Source organism: Microcella daejeonensis, assembly GCF_026625045.1.
GTDB lineage: Bacteria > Actinomycetota > Actinomycetes > Actinomycetales > Microbacteriaceae > Microcella > Microcella daejeonensis.
On the sequence record NZ_CP113089.1, the window covers coordinates 1745032 to 1764990 of the forward strand.

19 protein-coding genes are annotated in these 19959 nt (G+C 66.8%); 15 read left to right on the forward strand and 4 right to left on the reverse strand.

Translation table 11 applies throughout. The features are described 5' to 3' along the window. Positions 1-119: 119 nt before the first annotated feature. The gene (locus OVN18_RS08490; protein ID WP_267780280.1) at positions 120-1961 is read right to left on the reverse strand and encodes a gamma-glutamyltransferase family protein; all 1842 of its coding nucleotides are present in this window, start codon (positions 1959-1961) and stop codon (positions 120-122) included. 108 nt (positions 1962-2069) lie between these two features. Here OVN18_RS08490 and ychF point away from each other — a divergent pair, with 108 nt between their 5' ends. From ychF to OVN18_RS08510, 4 genes are all read left to right on the forward strand, one after another. Then, positions 2070-3143, forward strand: a complete 1074-nt coding sequence (gene ychF, locus OVN18_RS08495; RefSeq protein WP_267780281.1) for a redox-regulated ATPase YchF — start codon at positions 2070-2072, stop codon at positions 3141-3143. Between the two features lie 476 nt (positions 3144-3619). Continuing rightward, a complete protein-coding gene (locus OVN18_RS08500; protein ID WP_267780282.1) occupies positions 3620-4255 on the forward strand; it encodes a DUF5343 domain-containing protein in 636 nt (211 codons plus the stop codon). A 46-nt stretch (positions 4256-4301) separates the two neighbouring features. Continuing rightward, a complete protein-coding gene (locus OVN18_RS08505; protein ID WP_267780284.1) occupies positions 4302-4766 on the forward strand; it encodes a hypothetical protein in 465 nt (154 codons plus the stop codon). 560 nt (positions 4767-5326) lie between these two features. Further along, on the forward strand, positions 5327-6238 hold the full coding sequence (locus tag OVN18_RS08510; protein ID WP_267780286.1) for a hypothetical protein: 912 nt from the start codon (positions 5327-5329) through the stop codon (positions 6236-6238). Positions 6239-6648: 410 nt separating this feature from the next. Here OVN18_RS08510 and OVN18_RS08515 read toward each other — a convergent pair whose 3' ends face one another. Next, complete coding sequence (locus tag OVN18_RS08515) at positions 6649-7221, reverse strand: 1-acyl-sn-glycerol-3-phosphate acyltransferase (RefSeq protein WP_267780287.1); 573 nt, start codon at positions 7219-7221, stop codon at positions 6649-6651. A gap of 745 nt (positions 7222-7966) precedes the next feature. Here OVN18_RS08515 and OVN18_RS08520 point away from each other — a divergent pair. Together OVN18_RS08520 and OVN18_RS08525 are read left to right on the forward strand one after the other, a co-directional pair. Beyond that, complete coding sequence (locus OVN18_RS08520) at positions 7967-10921, forward strand: NACHT domain-containing protein (RefSeq protein ID WP_267780289.1); 2955 nt, start codon at positions 7967-7969, stop codon at positions 10919-10921. Between the two features lie 378 nt (positions 10922-11299). Next, entirely contained in the window at positions 11300-11911 is a 612-nt protein-coding gene (locus tag OVN18_RS08525; RefSeq protein WP_267780290.1) for a dihydrofolate reductase family protein, read from the forward strand. Between the two features lie 29 nt (positions 11912-11940). On the opposite strand, the gene OVN18_RS08530 is transcribed toward OVN18_RS08525, so the two are convergent. Then, the gene (locus OVN18_RS08530) at positions 11941-12249 is read right to left on the reverse strand and encodes a YciI family protein (RefSeq protein WP_267780292.1); all 309 of its coding nucleotides are present in this window, start codon (positions 12247-12249) and stop codon (positions 11941-11943) included. A 51-nt stretch (positions 12250-12300) separates the two neighbouring features. On the opposite strand from OVN18_RS08530, the gene OVN18_RS08535 reads away from it, so the two are divergent. Next, a complete protein-coding gene (locus tag OVN18_RS08535) occupies positions 12301-12849 on the forward strand; it encodes a DUF1697 domain-containing protein (RefSeq protein WP_267780293.1) in 549 nt (182 codons plus the stop codon). 41 nt (positions 12850-12890) lie between these two features. Next, positions 12891-13322 carry a DUF1761 domain-containing protein gene (locus tag OVN18_RS08540; protein WP_267780294.1) on the forward strand — a complete coding sequence of 144 codons (432 nt, stop codon included), beginning with the start codon at positions 12891-12893 and terminating at the stop codon, positions 13320-13322. 14 nt (positions 13323-13336) lie between these two features. Here the strand turns inward: OVN18_RS08540 and OVN18_RS08545 are convergent, their stop codons facing one another. Then, the gene (locus OVN18_RS08545; protein ID WP_267780295.1) at positions 13337-14224 is read right to left on the reverse strand and encodes a DMT family transporter; all 888 of its coding nucleotides are present in this window, start codon (positions 14222-14224) and stop codon (positions 13337-13339) included. A gap of 38 nt (positions 14225-14262) precedes the next feature. Between OVN18_RS08545 and OVN18_RS08550 the strand changes: the two genes are divergently transcribed. The 7 genes from OVN18_RS08550 to OVN18_RS08580 all read left to right on the forward strand — a co-directional run bounded on the left by OVN18_RS08550 (position 14263) and on the right by OVN18_RS08580 (position 19915). Continuing rightward, positions 14263-14817, forward strand: a complete 555-nt coding sequence (locus tag OVN18_RS08550) for a MarR family winged helix-turn-helix transcriptional regulator (protein WP_267780296.1) — start codon at positions 14263-14265, stop codon at positions 14815-14817. 61 nt (positions 14818-14878) lie between these two features. Further along, positions 14879-15475 (forward strand): hypothetical protein, encoded by a 597-nt coding sequence (locus OVN18_RS08555; protein WP_267780297.1) that lies wholly within the window; start codon positions 14879-14881, stop codon positions 15473-15475. Further along, complete coding sequence (locus tag OVN18_RS08560; protein WP_267780298.1) at positions 15472-16131, forward strand: DUF2461 domain-containing protein; 660 nt, start codon at positions 15472-15474, stop codon at positions 16129-16131. Before OVN18_RS08555 ends, OVN18_RS08560 begins: the two co-directional genes overlap by 4 nt. Positions 16132-16279: 148 nt before the next feature. Further along, the gene (locus OVN18_RS08565) at positions 16280-17200 is read left to right on the forward strand and encodes a Gmad2 immunoglobulin-like domain-containing protein (RefSeq protein ID WP_267780299.1); all 921 of its coding nucleotides are present in this window, start codon (positions 16280-16282) and stop codon (positions 17198-17200) included. A 112-nt stretch (positions 17201-17312) separates the two neighbouring features. Continuing rightward, positions 17313-17936: a GNAT family N-acetyltransferase gene (locus tag OVN18_RS08570; RefSeq protein WP_267780301.1), complete on the forward strand. Its 624-nt coding sequence runs from the start codon at positions 17313-17315 to the stop codon at positions 17934-17936. Between the two features lie 187 nt (positions 17937-18123). Beyond that, entirely contained in the window at positions 18124-18270 is a 147-nt protein-coding gene (locus OVN18_RS08575) for a GPGG-motif small membrane protein (protein ID WP_267780303.1), read from the forward strand. 241 nt (positions 18271-18511) lie between these two features. Continuing rightward, positions 18512-19915, forward strand: coding sequence for a heme-degrading domain-containing protein (locus OVN18_RS08580; protein ID WP_267780304.1), 1404 nt, complete (start codon positions 18512-18514; stop codon positions 19913-19915). Positions 19916-19959: the final 44 nt, after the last annotated feature.

The following is a 19959-nucleotide window of genomic DNA, read 5'->3' on the forward strand; positions in this document are numbered from 1 at the left end:
ACGCGACTGGGCAGCACCGGGTACGCCCGAAGCGCCCACAGTGCGGGTGGGCGGGTGAGCGGACTCACGGTGCAGCGGCGCGCGGCTGGCCCGAGGCGTGCGACCCGCGCCGCGCATCCCTACCGCCCGGCCGCGTACCCCTGCGCTCCGCGCGAGTTCGCCGCCGCGTACATCCAGCCGCGCGAGCGCTCGATGCCGACGGCGCTGAGGCGCCCGAGCGTCCACGGGCCGGCGACCGTCACGTCGTGGCCGCGCGCCCGCAGGCCCTCGATCACGTCGGCGCCGAGCCGCGACTCGACCGTCAGCGACGCCGGCTGCACCGTGCGCGGCTGGAACGACGCCACGAGCGAGTCCGTGTGGAACATCGGCGCATCGATCGCCGCCTGCGGCGCGTACCCGCCCACGATGCGGCGCAGCACGTAGAGCAGCTGCCACTGATCCTGCTGGTCGCCGCCCGGGGTGCCCAGGGCCTCGAACGGGATGCCCTCGCGTGCCAGCATCGTCGGCGACAGCGTAGAGCGGGGCCGAACACCCGGCGTCAGCGCGCTCGGCGACGACGCGTCGAGCCACATCATCTGCGCGCGCGTGCCCAGGCAGAACCCGACCTCGGGGATGAAGGGCGACGACTGCAGCCACCCGCCGGAGGGCGTCACCGAGATCAGCGTGCCCCACTTGTCGACCACGTCGAGGTGGCAAGTGTCGCCGCGCGTGCGGCCCGAGCGGTCGATCGTCGGCTCGCCCGCTCCGGCGACGGCCGCGGCGGCGTCCTTGGAGACGATCGGCGGCTGCCACGGGGTGCGGCCGCCGGGGCTGCCCGGGCGCACCTCCGCCGAGGCGGTGTCGGTGATGAGCGCCGCGCGCTCGGCCGCGTAGGACGGGTCGAGCAGAGCATCCAGCGGCACGTCGAGGGCTGCCGGGTCGGCGTACCAGGCATCGCGGTCGGCCAGGGCGAGCTTGAGCGCCTCGGTGATCGTGTGCACGCCGAGCTCGGTCGAGGGGTCGAGCACCGCGTCGCCGTGCGTCACCGCGCGCGCCTCGAGGATGGCGAGGGTCTGCAGCATGACGGGGCCCTGCGTCCACGGTCCGGCCTTGAGCACGTCCACTCCGCGGAAGGTCAGCGACACCGGCTGCTCGTGCCCCGGCGCGAACCCGGCCATGTCGGCCGCGGAGATGACGCCCGCGTGATCGCCGCCCGTCGAGTGCCGGCTCGGCTGCTGCACGAACTCCTCGACCGCCTGCGCGATCGCCCCGCCCCGCCACATTCCGATGGCGGCATGGATGCGGTCCTCGCGGGTCGCGTTCGACTCGCCCGCACCGATGAGGCGCGCGAGCGTCGCGGCCCACGGCTCGTTGCGGATCATGTCGCCCGCCTCGGGGATGCGCCCGCCGGGCATCCACTGGTCGTAGGAGGTGCGCCAGTGCTGCTCGAACAGCGGGGCGACCGCGGTGATCGTGCGCACGACGGCCGGATGCACGGGATGGCCGTTCTTCGCGTAGCCGAGGGCCGGAGCGAGCACGTCGCGCAGCTCCCAGGTGCCGCGGTCGGCGAGCAGCTGCAGCCACGTGACCACCGAGCCCGGAACGGCCGCGGCCAGCACGCCAGCCCCGGGCACCTCGTCGAGGCCGAGCGAGCGGTAGTGCTCGATCGTCGCGGCGGCGGGGGCCGCGCCCTGGCCGGCGAGCACGATCGGGGCCTCGCCCGCGGGCGCGATGATGCCGGTGAGGTCGCCGCCCGGGCCGTTGAGGTGAGGCTCGACGACGTGCAGCACGAAGGCGCAGGCGACGGCGGCGTCGACGGCGGTGCCGCCGCGCTCGAGCACCGACTGGGCCGTGGCGGTGGCGAGCCAGTGCGTGCTGGCGGCCATTCCGAAGGTGCCGCGCAGCTCCGGGCGGGTGAGGTCGGCCGGGGGAGGCGTGAAGGCAGAAGGGGTGGCGGGGGCGGCGTGGGCGTCGGTGCTCATCGCACCACGCTAACCCGGCGGCCTGGCCGCCCTGAGCATCCATCGCCCCTCATCGGCGCAGCCGCCGTCGAACCGTCCCGCCCGACCCCGCCGGTAGACTCGACCCCCGTGGCTCTCACTATCGGCATCGTCGGCCTGCCCAACGTCGGCAAGTCCACCCTGTTCAACGCGCTGACCAACAACGACGTGCTCGCGGCGAACTACCCGTTCGCGACGATCGAGCCGAACGTCGGCATCGTCGAGCTGCCCGACCCGCGCCTGCAGGTGCTCGCCGGCATCTTCGGCAGCGAGCGCATCCTGCCCGCGACGGTGTCGTTCGTCGACATCGCCGGCATCGTCAAGGGCGCGAGCGAGGGCGAGGGGCTCGGCAACCAGTTCCTCGCGAACATCCGCGAGGCGGAGGCGATCGCCCAGGTCGTGCGCGCCTTCACCGACGACGACGTCGTTCACGTCGCCGGCAAGGTCGACCCGGCCAGCGACATGGAGATCATCAACACCGAGCTCATGCTCGCCGATCTGCAGACGCTCGAGAAGGCCATCCCGCGCTACGAGAAGGAGGTCAGGGCCAAGAAGCTCGAGCCCGCCGTGCTCGAGGCCTCCCTCGCCGCCCGCACCATCCTCGAAGGCGGCACGACCCTCTCGACCGCCGGCTTCGATGCCTCGCCCATCCGCGAACTGGGCCTGCTCAGCGCGAAGCCCTTCATCTACGTCTTCAACGTCGACGAGGGGGTGCTGGGGGATGCCGCGCGCATGTCGGAGCTCGCAGCCCTCGTCGCCCCGGCTCAGGCCGTCTTCCTCGACGCGAAGATCGAGAGCGAGCTCATCGGGCTCGACGCCGACGACGCCGCGGAGCTGCTCGCGTCGACCGGCCAGACCGAGAGCGGCCTGCACCAGCTCGCCCGCATCGGCTTCGACACCCTCGGCCTGCAGACGTACCTCACCGCCGGCCCCAAGGAGTCGCGAGCCTGGACGATCGGCAAGGGCTGGAAGGCTCCGCAGGCCGCGGGCGTCATCCACACCGACTTCGAGAAGGGCTTCATCAAGGCCGAGATCATCGGCTTCGACGACCTCGTCGAGACCGGCTCGATCGCGGAGGCTCGCGCCAAGGGCAAGGCCCGCATCGAGGGCAAGGACTACGTCATGCAGGACGGCGACGTGGTGGAGTTCCGCTTCAACGTGTAGCGGAACGCGCTCGTCGCCCGGTGACAGTATCTGGCGGCGGATCGTTTGGCTGCAGATCCCGCGCAGACGTCGCGACGACAACGGCATCGTGGCGACCAAGCTCGATCGCCCGAGTCGACCCGCAGTGGACTTCTCTAGCGTGCTGAAAGTTGCACTTTGGCCGAGGCGGCGATCCTCTCGTTCAACCTGGACGTGGATACCTCAACACCGACTGGTGAACTCGTCGTCCACGCGTTCATGTCCGTCGCGGCAATCGATACGGGTCGGGGAGTGGGCCTTCGTCACTGTGCGAGGTGAAGAAGCGCCAGCGCGACGTCCGCGACAAGGGGCTCATTGCCACCACCAGTCACCGGGAATCCGTTGCGAGGTTCAAGAACGATTGATGACTTCCATCCCGTCGCTTGCTCGCAGAGACTCCCGACAATTACTCGGCGTGTCGGTCAGTCTGAAGCTACTTTCCAGGTGATGCTCTGACCATGAGTCAATTCCCGTACACGGTCGCGCCCGGCCCACTTGGCGAGTTTCTCGAAAAGCTGAAGAACATCGGCGTGCCTGACAAGATCGATTACGCATACTTGGGACAGATCGGCTTTACGTCCTCGAATCATCGTCCCTTCGTCCCGATTTTGAAGCACATCGAGCTACTTGATGGGAAGGGCGTGCCCACCGATAGGTATCGCAAGGGCCTTCGCGGCGGCGAGTCGGGCAAAGCGATCGTCGCAGAAGGTATTCGTAACGGCTATTCAAAGCTTTTCAGTACCTACCCTGACGCCGCAACGCGACCAACCACTGAACTGACCACCTTTGTTAAGGCGAACTCCGACCTGGGTGACAAGGCTCTGCGCTCAGCGGTCAGCACGTTTCAGACGGTGTGCAAGTTCGGGAACTTTGGTGCTCCGGCGCCCGAAATTGCTGAGGAAGAACATGAGAAGCCGAAGGGCAACCACAAAAGGGTGGAAAGCGGGAGTGGCACCTCAGGCGCTGTCACGATCAACGTGAACCTGGCCTTGTCCGTGGATGCGACGAGCGACCCCGCCGTCTACGATGCGTTCTTCGCCGCAATGGCGAAGCACCTTAAGGTACTCGATGGCGGCTCCGCGAACCCCGCGTGAGGTCGCCTCATGGGCGGCGACGATGCAGTCAGATCTAGCCAAGCACTTGGCGAAGCGTGAGAAGTCGACGCATCGGGTCATCACTCTCGAGGAGTCGTTCGCCAAGCTGGCGGGCCTCAGCCTGAAGCAGGACGACCTGATGAGCGAGGCCTTGCGCTGCATCGAACACTCTTTGTATCGACCTGCGCATGTCGCGGCTTGGGCGAGCTTCTTCGACTTCGTTCACGAATGGTCAATGGAGCCTGCTCGAATTGCGAAGCTTCGAATCACACGACAAAACTGGGCACTGACAGACCGCGCAGACTTGCGACTGGTGACTGACTTTGCATTTATAGAGGCGCTCAAGGCTTCCGGCTTGATCACGAATACCGTCATGAAAGCAATGCACGGCCTGCTCAACAAGCGGAACGAGTGCGCCCATGCGGACGAGTACGACCCGTCCGTCAACGACACTCTCGGATACGTAGATGAGCTCATGAAGCGCATCAGCTATATGCAATCTAAAGTATGACCAACTGGTGTCCCACTTTGGAGTAGCTCAGCAGTGCGGTCACCAGCGACTAGCGCCGCTCGATGCAGCTTGTCCGGTGCGTCACCGGAAAAAGTCGTGAGGATCCTGGGCTAGTGCCCGACGAGCCGAACGTCGGCGAAGCGAATCCTTGCAGGGTGCGAGGTTTAGCTCGAGTCGAGCCGACCGCGTGAGCTGGCCTAGCCGGTTGAAGCGGGCGGCTTGCCGCGGGAGTTTGTGCGCTAGCTGATTGGCATCACCAAGAGACGAAGTAGTTCGCATCGAGTGATCGCGATGTTCGCAGCATGTTCCGATCGTCGGAGTTCGCGTTGGATCGTCGTCCTTCGTTGCGTTGGCCCGTGAACCGGTTCGGCATAAGGCTTGCGGGCGACAAGAAGGAACTCCCGGCGGTCAATGCTCCGCTCAGCAGACTCGACGCTACGAATACGGACCGACACAAAAAGCGCCAGGTCGGTCTGACGGAAGGTCCGACTTCAGCACGGCCGTTTGGGCGAATGGACAGCGCTGGTGCGCATCCGCCTTTCCCGCGGCAGACTCGTCGGATGGTGTTCGCTGAGTTCGAAGAGAAGACTTATGAGATCGCTTACGACATTGAGCTGAGCCGAGGTGGCGGCGTGACGCCGTGGGCCCCGGGCCAGGTTCTTGAGCATCTGGTGGGGTTTGATGCGGCTGCCGACCCCGACGCCTCTCATCCGCTCTGGCGAGTCTTGGGTGCGTCTCGGCCAAAGGGGTTGGTGCTACTGCCCGACCACTGGATCGCGCCATCTGGACGACGACCTACGTCACGGCAACTGCCGAGCAACCCAATCAGCTTCCTGGTGCAGTTCAAGCGACCCGAGTTCATCCGGAGTCACGCCGGTAAGCAGTGGAAGTTGTGGGGAACCCCCTACTTCCGATTCAAGGTCGACGCCGCGCAGCAGCGAACTCTGAAACGCTTAGAGACGAACACCGCGGGCGAGGCGATCGTGCGCTATGCATCACCCGCATTCTCGACGAATGCTGCGATGGACGTTGCGCGATGGGACGGGAAAGTCATCGTTTCCTCGGGCCACGTTGCGCCCACCACGATGGCGGGCCATTCGGCTTGGACCTACGTCTCCGCGGGTGCAGCAGGGAGGCCAAACCCAACCGGGGAAGAGCATCGTTTTGATCGATTGTCCGATCTTTTTCGAGAACCAGACGACTACGAGAAGCCGCAGCCGCTCGGAGCGCGATCCGAAGTCGCCACAGTGGACGCCATCAAGAGCCACGTGGAGGTACTGGCGGGGGCGGCCATGACGCGGGAACCGCACCTTCGCCGAGTCGTCGATGAGTGGCGCAGAGAGCTCCTTCGAGAAGGTGTCGCACCTGGCATGGTGAACTCAGTAGGTCAATTTGCCGCCGTACAAAGCATCACCGCCCGCCTGGGAGCGAGTTGGTGGATTCTCGATCGGGAGGCACTAATTCACCAGTGATGCTGCCGCATGCTCTGGACGCAGCTTCCCCAAGCGATGACGACACCCTCGCAGTCGATCGGCGCTGCAGGATGGGCGCGTTCTGCAAGTCTCCAGTAGCAAGCGGGCTCCGCCACCATCGTGAGCAGGGCAGTCCCTTCGGGGATTCGTCGGACCGTGCCCCCATCCAGTGAGGCCCTACCGAAGCTCTCGTCGATCAAGATGACACTCTGTGCGCGCTGTCGGATCATGCTTTTCGATGATGGAGTCACGGAAACCTGCATTTGCGTCGATCGGAGAACCTCGGCGGCAAACGCGAGCCGAGAAGCGAATCGCGGCTCCGGTAGCGTCGCTCCCCGGTCGATAGTCCGGCTGGCATCAGGCTTCGGCTCGCCACCAACTCCGTGGCTGTCGCTGGGCGTGTCAGTCGGTCATACAGATGGGAGCTCCTCGCGCAGCCGCGGCTCGACCCGGTACTCGGGCCGCGCTCCCGCCTTGTCGGCGTAGAAGGCGCGAATGCGGTCCATGTCCGCCGACACATCGCCGGTGAGCTCGAACGTCGGCCCGAGCCCCGTCGTCATGGTCGTGCGATCCACGTACCCCAGCGTCACCGGCATACCCGTCTCGCGGGCGATCCGGTAGAAGCCCGACTTCCAGTGGGTGTGGCCCGAGCGGGTGCCGTCGGGGGTGACGACGAGGCTGAAGACCTCACCGGCGCGCATGCGGGCGACCACGTCGGCGACGACCTTCTGCGGAGCATCCCGATTCACGGGGATGCCGCCGAGGCGGCTCATGATGGCGCCCCGCCAGCCGCGGAAGAGGCTCGTCTTGCCCAGCCAGTGGATGGGGATGCCGAGCTGCCACGTGATGGCGAGCATGAAGACGAAATCCCAGTTGGAGGTGTGCGGGGCGCCGATCAGCAGGGTGGGACGGTCGGGCGCCGGCTCGGTGGCGAGGCGCCAGCGGCTGACGGCCCAGAAGAGACGGGCGGTGAGACGACGCATGAAGCTCAGAGTAAGCGTCTACGGAGCATTTGCCATTCAATCTCAAAATTGCGGTCCTTCGATTGACATGATCATCGATCGTTCAGCACATCTCTGGGTAGTGCGTCCAAGAAATCAGCAAAGCTCAACGTCTTGAGGCCCGCCGAGGAAGATCCTCTCTGAGAATTTGGACGCCCGGCTTCAGCCATTCGACAGTCCCCCGCCAAGACACCGCTGACGCAGCCGCGACCTCATGATCGAATAACAGAGAACGAAGAAGGCCAAAGAGCTTCCTGATGACGGCACAATGAAGGGACGTTCTGTTCCTCGACGCAAGTCGTGCCGATTCCCGCTCAGTGTTGATGCGCTAAACAGTCGAAAGCGAAGGGTTCGGTCGAGATAGACCGATCGAAGAATACGGGACTGCACTATTAGATCGACGCGGAAGCGATCAGGCCCGACCTGATGCGTGCAACGCTGCCACCCGTTTTTCTACAAAGCTCCAGCTGGCCCACTAATTCCCCATACGTTGTGAACCACCAATCAAGGCTAGTGAGTCATGAGGCGCCGCAACTGAGAGTTTTGGGGAGCGGGCAGATCGGGAGGATCGGTGCAAGTAGCTCGCATCGACAAACATATCCACTAGAGCCCTAGACATGAGGCGCGGCCCATGCGATCCTCATCAAGATCGCGTTGCACACTAAGACGGCGCCTGCAGCATCCACTGGGAACATCTATTGAACTACCGAGAATTCGAGAGGGCATAATGGATTTAGACCCCAACCTCGTCAATCTGTTCGTTTCCTATGTTGGCAATGTGGGAGCTGACGCCACCCGTTGGGTTGCGGGCAAGTTCACACGGAGCAAAGAAACAACAGACGTGGATGCGGTCGAGCTCGAGGGTCATAAACTCAACTACAGCCTACAAGCTGAGTTGCAGGTGCGCGGCGTATCGGATTCAGAAGCCGTAAAAGTCGCAGACTACATAATCAAAACTCCCACTATCGGCTACCTTCAGATGATGGTGCAGGCGGCCGATACAAGCGAGTATGTTGAGTATGCCATTCAGGAGATCGCCGCCATTTTTTCACTCGAATGCGAATTGGCATCGACAGCAGCCCGTATCTCGGCAGAGGCTGTAGTTGAATTGATTGGCGCGTCCAACAAAACCGGCGTCATGTACGACTCAATCATGCGAGCCGAACAACACACGCTGCTCTCAGGTATCCAACTCTTCGGAGCTCGTGAAGCGCGTGCTCGATTCATGACCAATATTGGAAACCCAAGCCTTTCGGATATTCAGGCATATTCACAAATCCACCGCGGCGCGATGGCTCGCAAGTATGCTCGCATACAACTCCAGCATATAGACGGAGGAACCGAGGAGCGCCTTGAAGATCTTTACGTCGAACCGGATCTTCTGGCGGCGACACAATGGATTGAAGGATCGCACAAGGTAACACCTGCGCAAGTTATCAAAGAATCCGCTCGCGCGGTTATCCAGGGTCCGGCTGGAAGTGGTAAATCAACAACGGTGAGAAAGCTTGCCTCTCAAATTGCTGCCTGGCCAGATTCGCTCATAATTCCGATTGTAGTCGAATTGCGCAAGTATTCAGCTCAACAAGTGCTGAATCCAAGCGCGATATTAGATCACATCTCCGCCCAGTCGGGACTTTTGACGCAGCAAGCCCCCCCGAAAAGCTGGCTCGAGTACATGCTTGCTACGGGAGGAACCGTTGTTTTCTTTGACGGTTTAGACGAAGTGCTCAACGCAGGGACTCGAGCTGAGGTGCGAGACGCGGTTCTTGCATTTGCGCAACTCTTCCCGTCAACATCGATTGTGGTTACAAGCCGTTACACGGGTTACGACCTGGCCCCATTGGATGAAAATGAGTGGGCCCATTTTGGAGTTCGTGAGCTGGCTGAAAATCAGGTGAAAGAGTACGCGGAACGTTGGTTTGGACTGAAGAGTCCCGAAGGTGAGGGCGAGAGTCGTTCAGTCGGTTTCCTTCGCGAGAGTGCAAAGTATGCGCCCGACCTGAGGGCCAATCCATTGATGTTGAGCCTCTTATGCAGCGTTTATTACGCACGCGGTGACATGCCTCGGACGTTGCACCAGTTATACGAACGTTGCGCTGACCTCATCTATCAGCAGTGGAACACAATGCGAGGGATCGACGATCATTATGCGTGGGCGAAAGATGTCCGCCCCGTGCTGTATCAGGTCGCCCATGCGGTCCTGATGAGCGAGGAGTATCAAAGTGCAGGAATCCCTGAGGCGCACCTGCACCGTGAAATCCGTAACGCATTCCTCAAGAACGGAGCACCAGACCACGATGAGGCGTCCAAGCGCGCGCGCATGACGGTTCGTTTGTGGTCTGGCCGCGCGTGGATCATAACTGTCGTGTCGACTGACGCCGACGGGCGCAGGCGATATGGGTTCGTTCACCAGTCGTTTCTAGAATTCTTTGCTGCTGTGTTCGAAGTGCGGAGGGTGGATGCACCCGAGGATCTGTTTGAGAACTTACGACCGCGGCTGATCCACTTGAATGGGTGGTCTGTGACACAAGTAGCTGTCTCGGTCGTCCAGGACTATCGGGACGGCGGTGGTGTGCGCTTTCTGGACGCTCTTATGCAAAACGCGCGATCATCGTGCGATCTGGACGCGCTGGCGTTGTGGCGGTTGGCCATTTCGCTGGTCGAGATCCTCAGCCTCCCTGTGAAGTCAATACACAACATTTGCACCGGTCTAGTTGAGTTTGTAGCACGGTCGATAATAATGCCAGAGATGAATAGCACAACGGCATTCTCGAGAGAAGAGTCCGACCTTCGGGCGCAGTCGCTTCTCGACTACGAGTCAAGCCTTGGTCGAATTCCGTCTTCTCGGCGTAAATCAAACGAGCGCGATCAAATAAAGATTCCGACATCAACTGCTGATCAAGTGTTTGTCGATCTTGCAGAAGCGTGTCACCTGCATAGTTTTGTTTGGAAGACTGTTCAACAAACACTCACCGATTTATGCCGTCATCGCGACGATCGATTTGTTGCAAGTGCCCTTCTCGCTTTGCTCGTTTTTGAGCGTGCGGAACTTCCGTCAATTCCTGTCCAAATTGACATCGAAGAGGACTCTATCGACGATCAGGATCGTAGTTGGATCGTCTACTGGATGTATGCGCAGCAGGGAGCAATTGCGTTACAGGACGCTGTGGCGAAAGTCCCTTGGCATGCCGTGTTGCTGGAGCAAGAAATGGTACGCGCGTCTGACATCGAGGTCTGTGGACCCAGTTTTCTTGGAAAGGACTTGAGGTCGGCTATTGACAGTGACAGTAGTTACAAGATTCTTCAAACTATTGGTGCCCGACTGGTCACGGATCTGCTAGCGGGTAATCTGCCGGCGGGGGTCGGCGCATCGGAAGTCCGAGCAGCCTTCGTCTTCCATGAACCCGATGGCGACTGGAGTCCTGCTCGCGATCCGGGGGAGTGGGACGATGATTTCCTAGTGGCGTTCACGCTTATCGCTCGAATGGCTAATGTTGCGTGGGAATCGGGTCACGCGCTCGGTGAGATGTTCGCTGAGACCGACCGAGATGTGGTGCACTCTATTATTCGTCAGGCTGTTGGCTGGGGGCAGGTTGATGAAGTTGATTTGGAGCAAGTTGGTGAAGGTCATAGGCTCGCGATTCGCGAGATCCTGTCGAGTAGACGCTTCGTCGGCGATTAGATCGGATCTATCGCAAAGCTCGAGAGCCCGTTAGCTTCACATGCGGGGGTGCGGTGCCTGCTGTTCCTGGGTGCGATCGTCAGCCAATGAGAAGGGTCTTTGCTCCATTGTGCGAGGTGGTTTTCGTGGTGTCTTAGGTGCAAAACGCCCGCGATGAGTTGACTCATCTTGGTCTGGAACGAGGTCGGGCAACGCGCGCCCCAGATCTTCCTTCGCTCACGTACTTGGCCGGCATTTAAGAGCTACGATCCGAAAGTCGACGTCGTATTGCCATGGCTCGCCTGCGCGACTTCGATGGGGTGCCTTTCCTGAAGAAGTGGGACCAAATCTGGCAGGGTCTTCTGGCTGGCCTTTCGGCAAGCGTCTACCCTGGCCCGCATGCGCACCCTGACCGTCTGCAACTTCGTCACCGTCGACGGTCGCTACGAGGACGACGACCACGACATCGCCTCCCTCTTCGAGCACCAGCACCCCGACTACCGCGGCAGCGACGATTTCGACCACCACACGACGGCGCTGCTGCGGGCCTCCGACACCGTGCTGCTCTCCGGCCGCCGCTCGGCGCTCGGCAACCTCGGATACTGGGCGACCGTGCCCGACGACCCCGCGTCGACGGCGATCCGGCGCGAGTACGCCGCCCTGTTCGCGCACGTCGAGAAGGTGATCGTCTCCGACACGATCACCGAGGGCGACCTCGAACCGTACGAGAACTGCCGCATCGTGCCGGTTCGGCATGCCCGCGACGAGGTCGCCCGTCTCAAGCAGGGCCCCGGCCGCGGCATCCTCATCGTGCTCGGCCGGCTGCTCTGGAACGACCTCATGCACGCCGGCCTCGTCGACGAGCTGCACCTCGCCACCTTCCCGCTCATCGCCGGCTCGGGCGTGCCGCTGTTCGACTCGCGGCCGCCGGTGGCGCTCAAGCTGCTCGAGACGCAGACGTGGGAGGGCTCGGGCAGCGTACTCATGCGCTGGCGGGTCGACCCCGCCTGAGCCGCGCCCACCGGAGCGCCCGCGGGCGGCTAGAGGAACTCGCGCAGCTCGACCCGGCGCCCGCAGGCGCGCGACCCCGCGTGCGCGAGCTCGACGGCCGCGGGGCGATCCGGCGCCTCGATGACCCAGAAGCCCGAGACCCACTCCGGCGACTCGACGAGCGGGCCGGGGTGCTCGGTTCCGGCGCGCCCGTCGATGACGAGGGAGCGGTCGGGGGAGGCGAGCCCGCCCGCGAGCACCCAGTGCCCGGCATCCATCAGGCGGTCGTTGAAGGCGTCGATCGCCGCCATCTCCTCGGGGGTGCCCGAGTTCGCGCGGTCGTCGACGACCGAGATCATGAATCGCACCGTTCTCCCTCCGTCGCGCACGGGGCGCGGTAGCGTGCCGGGGTGCCCGCCCCTGAACCCTGCCTCGCCCTGCTGCGCGCCGTCAACGTCGGCGGGCGCAATGCGGTTCCGCAGAGGGCGCTCGCGGCGAGCCTCGAGGCCGAGCTAGGGGTGCCCGTTCGCCACCACCTGCAGTCGGGCAACCTCGCGGTGGCGTCGGCCGACGCGGCCTCGCTCGGCGGGGTGGTCGCGAGCAGCATCCGCGAACAGACGGGACTCGAGATCGCCGTGATCGTGCGCACGCTCGGTCAGCTCGAGGCGCTGCATGCGGCGAACCCGTGGCCCGACGCCGACCCGCTGCTGGTGCACGCGTCGATCTTCGACGGAGCGGCCCCGACCGCCGTGCAGGCGGTGGTCAGTGCTGACTGGGGCGGTGACGAGATCGTCGCCGTCGAGGGCGGGGCGTGGATGCGTTTCGCCGAGTCCTCCCGCGGCTCCCGACTCGGCACCACCCTCGAGCGGCGGCTCGGCGTCGTCGCCACCGCCCGCAATGCGCGCACCGTCGCCGCCCTGCTGGATCTCGTGCGCACCACCTCGTCCGAGACCCGCTGAGTCCACTACCCCGCGCTCTCGCGCAGCACTAGGTTCGCCCCATGTTCCTCATCGAGCTCAACTGGCTGGCCGTGCTCGCCGGCTTCGTCGTCTACTTCATCGCCGGCGCGATCTGGTTCGGGCCGAAGACCTTCTACCCGGCGTGGATGCGGGCGAAGGGCCTCGACCCGGCCGAGCCCCAGGGCTCGAACGGCATGGCGGTCGTCTTCGGCATGACGGCGCTCGGCGCGCTCGTGCAGGTGGCGACTCTCGCGATCGTGCTCTGGTTCGTCGTCGAGGCGACGGGCGAGCCGGTCGGCCCGCTCGGCGGCGCCCTCGGCGGTCTGCTGCTCGGCATCGGCCTCGTGGCGGCGAGCTCGCTGTCGCACCGGCTCTTCGGCGGCGACGGCCTGCGGGTGTGGGCGATCGAGGTCGCCGGCGACGTGGTGGGGCTGACGCTCGCCGGGCTCGTCGTCGGGCTCATCGGGGTCTAGCCGGGCATCCACCGTCAGGGGGCCAGGCGCCCGCCCCGCCCTCGTCGGGCGAGGGGCTGGCCGAGCAGGATCCCGGCGATGACGAGGGCCATGCCGACGACCTGCAGGCCCGTGAAGGATTCGCCCGCGATGAGGGCGCCGAGCCCGACGCCCGTGACGGGGTTGAGCAGGCCGACGAGTCCGACGGCGCCGGCCGGGAGTCGTCGGAGGGCCGTGAACCAGGCGACGTAGGCCAGCGCGGTCGCCACGAAGGTCACGTATCCGAAGCCGAGCAGCTGCGTCGTCGTGAGCGCGGGTGGCGCGCCCTCGACGAGCACGGCGACCGGGATGATCGCGATCCCGCCCGCCGTGAGCTGCCAGGCGGTGACCGACCGGGGGGCGATGCCGGATGCCCAGCGCTTGGTCAGCACGAAACCGACCGCCGACATGCCCATCGCCGCGAGCGAGGCGAGAACTCCGAGCGGGTTCGCCGCGGCGCTGCCGGTGGCGAGCATCAGGGCGACCCCGATGAAGCCGAGCACGGCGCCCGCGAGCGGCAGCACGTGCGGGCGCTCGCGCAGCAGCGGCCACGCGAGCAGCATCATGGCGGCGGGCGAGAGCGCCATGAGCATCGACGCGATGCTCGAGGGCAGCAGTTGCGCGGCGAGGTAGATGAGCACGAAGAAGGCGCCCACGGTGAGCACGCCGAGCACGGCCGAGCGCCACCACCATGCGCCGCGGGGCAGCCGCCGTCCGTCGGCGGTCGGCAGGGCCAGCAGCACCAGCCCCGCGGGGAGGGCGCGCAGCACGGAGCCCCACAGCGGCGCGTCGGCGGGCAGCAGCTGGGCGGTCACGACGTAGGTCGAGCCCCACGCGATCGGGGCGATGGCCGCGAGGAGGATCCAGCGCCAGGTAGTTTCCATGGAAGATAAAAGTCTTCCGCGGAAGATAGTATTCCCGCATGGCACACGGCAGCGGACCGGCGGCGGCGCCCTCGGGGCAGCCGCTCGACCACGTCGCGCGCATCCAGGCCGAGTGGGCGCGGGAGCGGCCCGACCTCGACGTCTCGCCCCAGGGGGTGATCGGGCGACTGCATCGCCTCGCCGCGCACCTCACCGAGGAGCTCGCCGCCGTGTTCGACGACTTCGAGCTCTCCGCGGGCGAGTTCGACGTGCTGGCCGCCCTGCGCCGCGCCGGTACCCCCTTCGAGCGCTCGCCGTCGGAGCTCGCCGAGACGACGATGATCACGAGCGGCGGACTCAGCAAGCGGCTCGATCGACTCGAATCGGCGGGTCTCGTCGAGCGCCGCATCCTCGAAGGCGACCGCCGTCAGCGCGTCGTGGCCCTCACGGCGACCGGCCGCTCCGTCATCGATCGCGCCATCGAGGCCCACCTCGAGAACGAGCACCGACTGCTCTCCGTCCTCAGCGCCGAGGAGCGGGCCGCGATCGAGGCGCTGCTCGCCCGCTGGATGCGCGTGGCCGACGACGCGCCGCCGCGCACGGCGCCCGGCTGACCGGGCCCGAGCCGTCGCGCCGCCTGAGCGCGCACCCACCCGCGTGCGGCACCATGGAGCCATGACCGATGCCGAGGCCCTGCGCGACGCCCGAGCGGCGCTCGCCGCCGCCGCCGCGCGGCTCGAGGCGGCCGGCATCGCGCCCGACCAGCTCGCGACCACCGTCGGGGCCCGGCGCGTGCTCGGCGTCATCCCGCGCTCGGCGACGATGCGCCGCACGGGGGAGGGCTGGCGTCTCGGCGTGCTCATCGCCACCCGCGAGGGCGACGCCTGGGCGCCCGCGACGACGGTGCGCGCCACCCGCCAGCAGCTGCCCGGCCACCAGGCCGAGAGCGCCCAGCAGCGGCGCGCGCTGCGACTGACCGCGCTGAGCGCCGGTTTCGACGAGGGCGCCGTCGTCGACCTGGATGCTCGTCTCCTGCCCCTCGACGACCCCGAGCGGATGCGCGCCGAGGTCGCCCCGCTCGTGCTGCGCGACGGCGTCGTGCTCGTGCGCTGGATGCCCTCGGCCCCGGATTCCGCGCTGCGCCCCCTCGCCGACTACCTGCACGAGCGCGAGCAGCTCGCGCTGCTGACCGCCGCCGGCGCGCTCGACACCGAGACCCCGGCGGGGGAGGCCTCGCCCGTCGCGCCGACCGAGAGCGAGCATCCCCTGTGACCTTCACCGGCTTCGACCCCGACGCGCCGGCTTTCTACGCCGAGCTCGAGCAGCACAACACCAAGGAGTGGTGGCTCGCGAACAAGCAGCGCTACGACGAGGCCGTGCGCGCCCCGGCCGACGCGCTCATCGAGCAGCTGGGGGCCGAGTTCGGGCCCGTCAAGATCTTCCGCCCCTACCGCGACGTGCGGTTCAGCGCCGATAAGCGGCCGTACAAGGATCACCTCGGGCTCGTGACGACGCCCGCCGATGGCAGCGCGCTGTACCTGCAGCTCTCGCAGACCGGCCTCATGCTCGCGGGCGGCTACCACCGGCCGGCGACCGATCAGCTGAAGCGGTTCCGCGCGATCGTCGACGACAACCGCCTGGTCGGCGATCTCGAGGCGACGATCGAGGAGGTCGGCGAGGCCGGCTTCGAGGTCTTCGACGAGGATGCCCTCACCACCGCCCCCCGCGGCTTCACCGCCGACCACCCGAAGATCGCGCTCCTGCGCCTGCGCAACCTGGCGATCCGGCGCGTGCACGCGATCGAGCCCTGGATGTTCGGGCCCGAGTCGCTCGACCGCATCCGCGAGGGCTGGCGCACGATCGGCATCTGGAACGACTGGCTCGTCGAGAACGTCGGGCCGACCGTGTCGCCCGCGCAGCGCCGCTAGGCGCCCGGGGGCCGAAGGTCCTGCGGCTGCGCGCGGCCGTCGGCCTAGCGTGAGAGCCGTGACCTCCGGGCTCCTGGCGAGCACGGAGGTCCCTCATCACGACCGTCACCGGCCCCCGCCGGTGCGCCCGCGACCGACTGGAGCGCCGATGACCCCCGCGACGTGGCGACGGTCGATGGGGCGTGAGTCGACGGGGCGCCGCGGGGCGGCGTGCGCCCTCGGCCTGCTGCTCTCCACGGCGCTCGTGGCAGGGTGCAGCGGGGTGCCCGTCACGCCCGCCGGGCCCAGCCCCTCGGGCACGGGCCCGAGCAGTGCGAGCCCCAGCGCCTCGCCGTCGGAATCGCCCCCGCCCGCCCACGAGGCCTCGGTCGAGTTGTTCTTCGCGATCAGCCAGCCCGCGTCCATCGACCTCATCGGGGAGGTGCGCACGATCGAGTACGACGGCGCCCTGCTCGAGGGCGTCATCCGCACGATCACCGAGGGCGAGGTGCGGGGCGCGGATCCCGACTACGACAACCTGTGGAACGACGTGCCCCTGCACGGTCTGAGCGTCGAGGGCGATGTGCTCGTCGTCGATCTCGGCTCCCGGCTGAGCGGCGTGGGCGCGGAGGCCGAGCAGGTGGCGATCGACCAGCTGGTCTGGACGGCCACGGGCATCGACCCGAGCATCCGCGCCCTGTCGTTCACCGTGGACGGCGCACCGGTCGATACGCTCGCCGGCCACATCGACGCCCGGGGCGAGTTCGTGCGCGGCTCGGAGGCCGAGACGCTGAGCCCGGTGCAGATCGACTCGCCCGCCGAGGGCGAGACGGTCGTCGGCGCGATCGTCGCGCAGGGACGCGCGTGCGTGTTCGAGGCGACGTTCGCCTGGGAGCTCATCTCGAGCGGCACGGTCGTCGACCAGGGCTCGGGTATGAGCGCCGAGTCGTGCCCCGTGCGCTCGCCGTGGACCGTCGAGCTGGGCGCGCGGCCCCCGGGCGAGTACACGCTGGTCGTGACGGAGATCTCCATGAAGGACGGATCGGCGGCGAGCGTCGATACGGCCACGTTCACGGTGAGCGGCCGGTGACGGGCGCGGTCGTGCGCGGCCCCCTCCGTCTCGACGCGTCGGATGACGGCGCGTGACGCGCGGGACGGGACTGTCTACTCCGATGTCGCCGGTTCGACCTAGTCTCAATTACGTGCTCCTCGAAACCCACGTGCTGCAAGACGACGACCCCGACCTGCCCGGTCTGCTGCGGGCCGGCTTCGTCGTCGTCGGCGAGTCGTGGGGGGCGCGGCTGCGGCTCGCCTCCGGCCGCGAGGCGGCGGGCCATGCGCGCCTCACCTCGGCGCTCCGCGGAGCGCGGGCCGCCGCAGTCCGCATCCTCGAGCTCGATCCGGTCTCCGCCGACGGCGACGACATCGTCGCCCTCGAGCGTCAGACCTCTCCCGACTACCCGGTCACGCCCGCCACGGCCCACCGCGCTCCCGACCTCGACGAGGTGCGTGAGTGGCCGCGGCGCTCGGTGCGCGCGTTCGGCGCCCGTGCCGAGGACGGCCGGCTCCTCGCCGTGTCGGTCGGGCACGAGAGCTACGAGAACGGCGAGCGTCTCGGCGACCACGACTTCGTCTCGGTGGCGCGCGAGAGCCGGGGGCAGGGCATCGCGAAGGCGGTCGTGGCCGCATGGATCCTCGCTCTCGCGGCGGAGGGCGTGCGCACCTTCGCCACCGGGGGAGCGGCGCAGAACTCCGGCAGCCTCGGCATGGTGCGCGCCCTCGGCTTCTCGATCGAGGAGCGCTGGCTCAGCCTGCAGCGGCGCTGATCGGGCGCCCTCGCGCCGGCGCGTGGCCTCGCCGGCACCGCCCGCACCGTGCCCTATCCCTTTACGGCACTCTCCCGCAACCCCATAGCGGCCGTCCGGGCGCGGCGCTACTGTCAGCCTCAGGCCGGTCCGACCACCCGAACACCCCCGTGCGGGCGCGGAACCGACCGAGAATCGAGATGCTCACATGGCAACACTCCTCTGGATCCTCGCCGTCGTCCTCGTCGTCGCAGGCGTCGTCGCCATCCTCCGCAAGCAGATCCTGTGGGGCATCGTGCTCATCGTCGTCGGCCTGCTCGTCGGCCCCGGCGGTGTGAGCCTGTTCGCCTCCTGATCCGTCATCGATCGTATGACCGCGCGGCGCGGCGCCCGGCGCGGGTGCCGCGCCGTCGCGTCGTGGCACGGGATGCCCGGCCGATGCCCGCGCTCGGCTCCGAGCATCCCCACCGTCGGGCGCCGACCTGCCCCGTCCGCCCGTTCTACTGACGGCGGCGCTCGCGTGCGCGTAGCCTCCGAGCGTCCGACCTCCGATCGTCCATCGGGCGACCGCGTCGTGCCCTGGCGAAGGAGCCACTATGCGCGCGCACGCCCGACCCCATTCCCCGTCGTTCACCAGTGCGGCGCCGCGCGTGCGACGGCGCCGGGGCAGTGCGGCTCTCGCCCTGGGCCTCGGCGCGCTCCTGCTCATGGCCTCCGCGGCGCCCGTGAGCGCGGAGACCGTCACCACGCCGGTGCTGACCGCCTCGACCGACGAGGTGGAGCTGACCCTCGATCGGCAGATCGGACCGGTCTCCTACGGATTCGGCCCGAGCGAGTGGCGCAGCTACCTGGTGCGCATCGTCAACCTCGGTGATGCCGACGTTCGCGTCGGGCTCTCCGTCGACGTGCGGCAGCAGGGAGTCCTCGAGCCGCTGTGGGAGTCGGACTTCCTCGCCGCCGCCGGCCTCGATCCCGCGGATCCCGATCAGGCTCAGCAGCTGGCCGACATCTTCTCGCCCGTCATCGGCCCCGGCGGCACCTTCGAGTTCCCGGTGCCCGAATGGCCGGGGTTCACCTACTCGTTCCAGCAGCTCGAACCGGTACCGCAGGAGATCGCCCGAACGACCTCCGACGGCTACTACGTGCCGTTCTACGACTTCGCGCTCGACGGCGGCGGGATGCCCGTCGCGACCGTCAGCGGAGCGGAGATCTTCCCCGGTCTCACCGCCACGGTCACCGCCTCGGGGCTGCCGCCGGGCGCCGAGCTCAGCGTCTGGATGGCCCCCGGCATCGACCTGTTCAGCTTCCTCCTCGCCGGAGCGCAGCTCCCCGCCGATGCCATCGAGGCGGGTCGCGGCGTCGTCGACACCGGGGGCGGGTACACCGCGACGCTGACGCTGCCTCCGGGTCTGCCGCTGGGGTCGTACCAACTGGTCATCGGCGACGAGGCGAGCCGCACCTGGCCGGCGGGGACGAGCTCGAGCATCAGCGTGATCGCGCCGCCCGCATCCGTCACGGCGACGACGCCGATCGGCAGCCCGGTCGTCACCGTTCTCGAGAGCAGCGCGGGCACCATGACGCTCACGTTCCCCAGCGTCGACGCCGCCGGATCGACGACCGTCGCGGTATCGAGCACGGGACCGACCCTCGATGGCTTCCAGTTCGCGGGGACCCCCGCCGTCTACTACCACCTCGACACGGAGGCGAGCGTCTCAGGCCCGGTCGAGGTGTGCCTCGACTACGACCCGGCGACGACATCGAGCGCCCCGAGGCTCTACCACTACGAGTCGGATGCCTGGGTCGACATCACCACGTCCGCGACGGCGGGCAGGGTGTGCGGGTCGACGACGTCGTTCTCCCCGTTCGTGCTCGGCGTGCCCACGGGCGTCGAGCTCGCGAACAAGGAGCAGTGCAAGGACGGCGGATGGCGCACGAGCACCATCCCCGTCTTCGGGAATCAGGGCTCCTGCGTGCAGTGGTTCCAGGCTCGGGGGCGGTGACCGCGTCGTCGCGCGCCCCGGGATGCTCGGCGCCGGCCGTCCGT

Coding starts and splice junctions, on each gene's coding strand:
- OVN18_RS08530 (WP_267780292.1), bottom strand. CDS start 12,249: ATGATCTCGGTCGTCGACGACCGCGCGAACTCGGGCACCCCCGAGGAG.
- OVN18_RS08525 (WP_267780290.1), top strand. CDS start 11,300: ATGCGCACCCTGACCGTCTGCAACTTCGTCACCGTCGACGGTCGCTAC.
- OVN18_RS08510 (WP_267780286.1), top strand. CDS start 5,327: ATGGTGTTCGCTGAGTTCGAAGAGAAGACTTATGAGATCGCTTACGAC.
- OVN18_RS08565 (WP_267780299.1), top strand. CDS start 16,280: ATGACCCCCGCGACGTGGCGACGGTCGATGGGGCGTGAGTCGACGGGG.
- OVN18_RS08545 (WP_267780295.1), bottom strand. CDS start 14,224: ATGGAAACTACCTGGCGCTGGATCCTCCTCGCGGCCATCGCCCCGATC.
- OVN18_RS08515 (WP_267780287.1), bottom strand. CDS start 7,221: ATGCGTCGTCTCACCGCCCGTCTCTTCTGGGCCGTCAGCCGCTGGCGC.
- OVN18_RS08555 (WP_267780297.1), top strand. CDS start 14,879: ATGACCGATGCCGAGGCCCTGCGCGACGCCCGAGCGGCGCTCGCCGCC.
- OVN18_RS08490 (WP_267780280.1), bottom strand. CDS start 1,961: ATGAGCACCGACGCCCACGCCGCCCCCGCCACCCCTTCTGCCTTCACG.
- OVN18_RS08540 (WP_267780294.1), top strand. CDS start 12,891: ATGTTCCTCATCGAGCTCAACTGGCTGGCCGTGCTCGCCGGCTTCGTC.
- OVN18_RS08520 (WP_267780289.1), top strand. CDS start 7,967: ATGGATTTAGACCCCAACCTCGTCAATCTGTTCGTTTCCTATGTTGGC.
- OVN18_RS08550 (WP_267780296.1), top strand. CDS start 14,263: ATGGCACACGGCAGCGGACCGGCGGCGGCGCCCTCGGGGCAGCCGCTC.
- OVN18_RS08575 (WP_267780303.1), top strand. CDS start 18,124: ATGGCAACACTCCTCTGGATCCTCGCCGTCGTCCTCGTCGTCGCAGGC.
- OVN18_RS08500 (WP_267780282.1), top strand. CDS start 3,620: ATGAGTCAATTCCCGTACACGGTCGCGCCCGGCCCACTTGGCGAGTTT.
- OVN18_RS08580 (WP_267780304.1), top strand. CDS start 18,512: ATGCGCGCGCACGCCCGACCCCATTCCCCGTCGTTCACCAGTGCGGCG.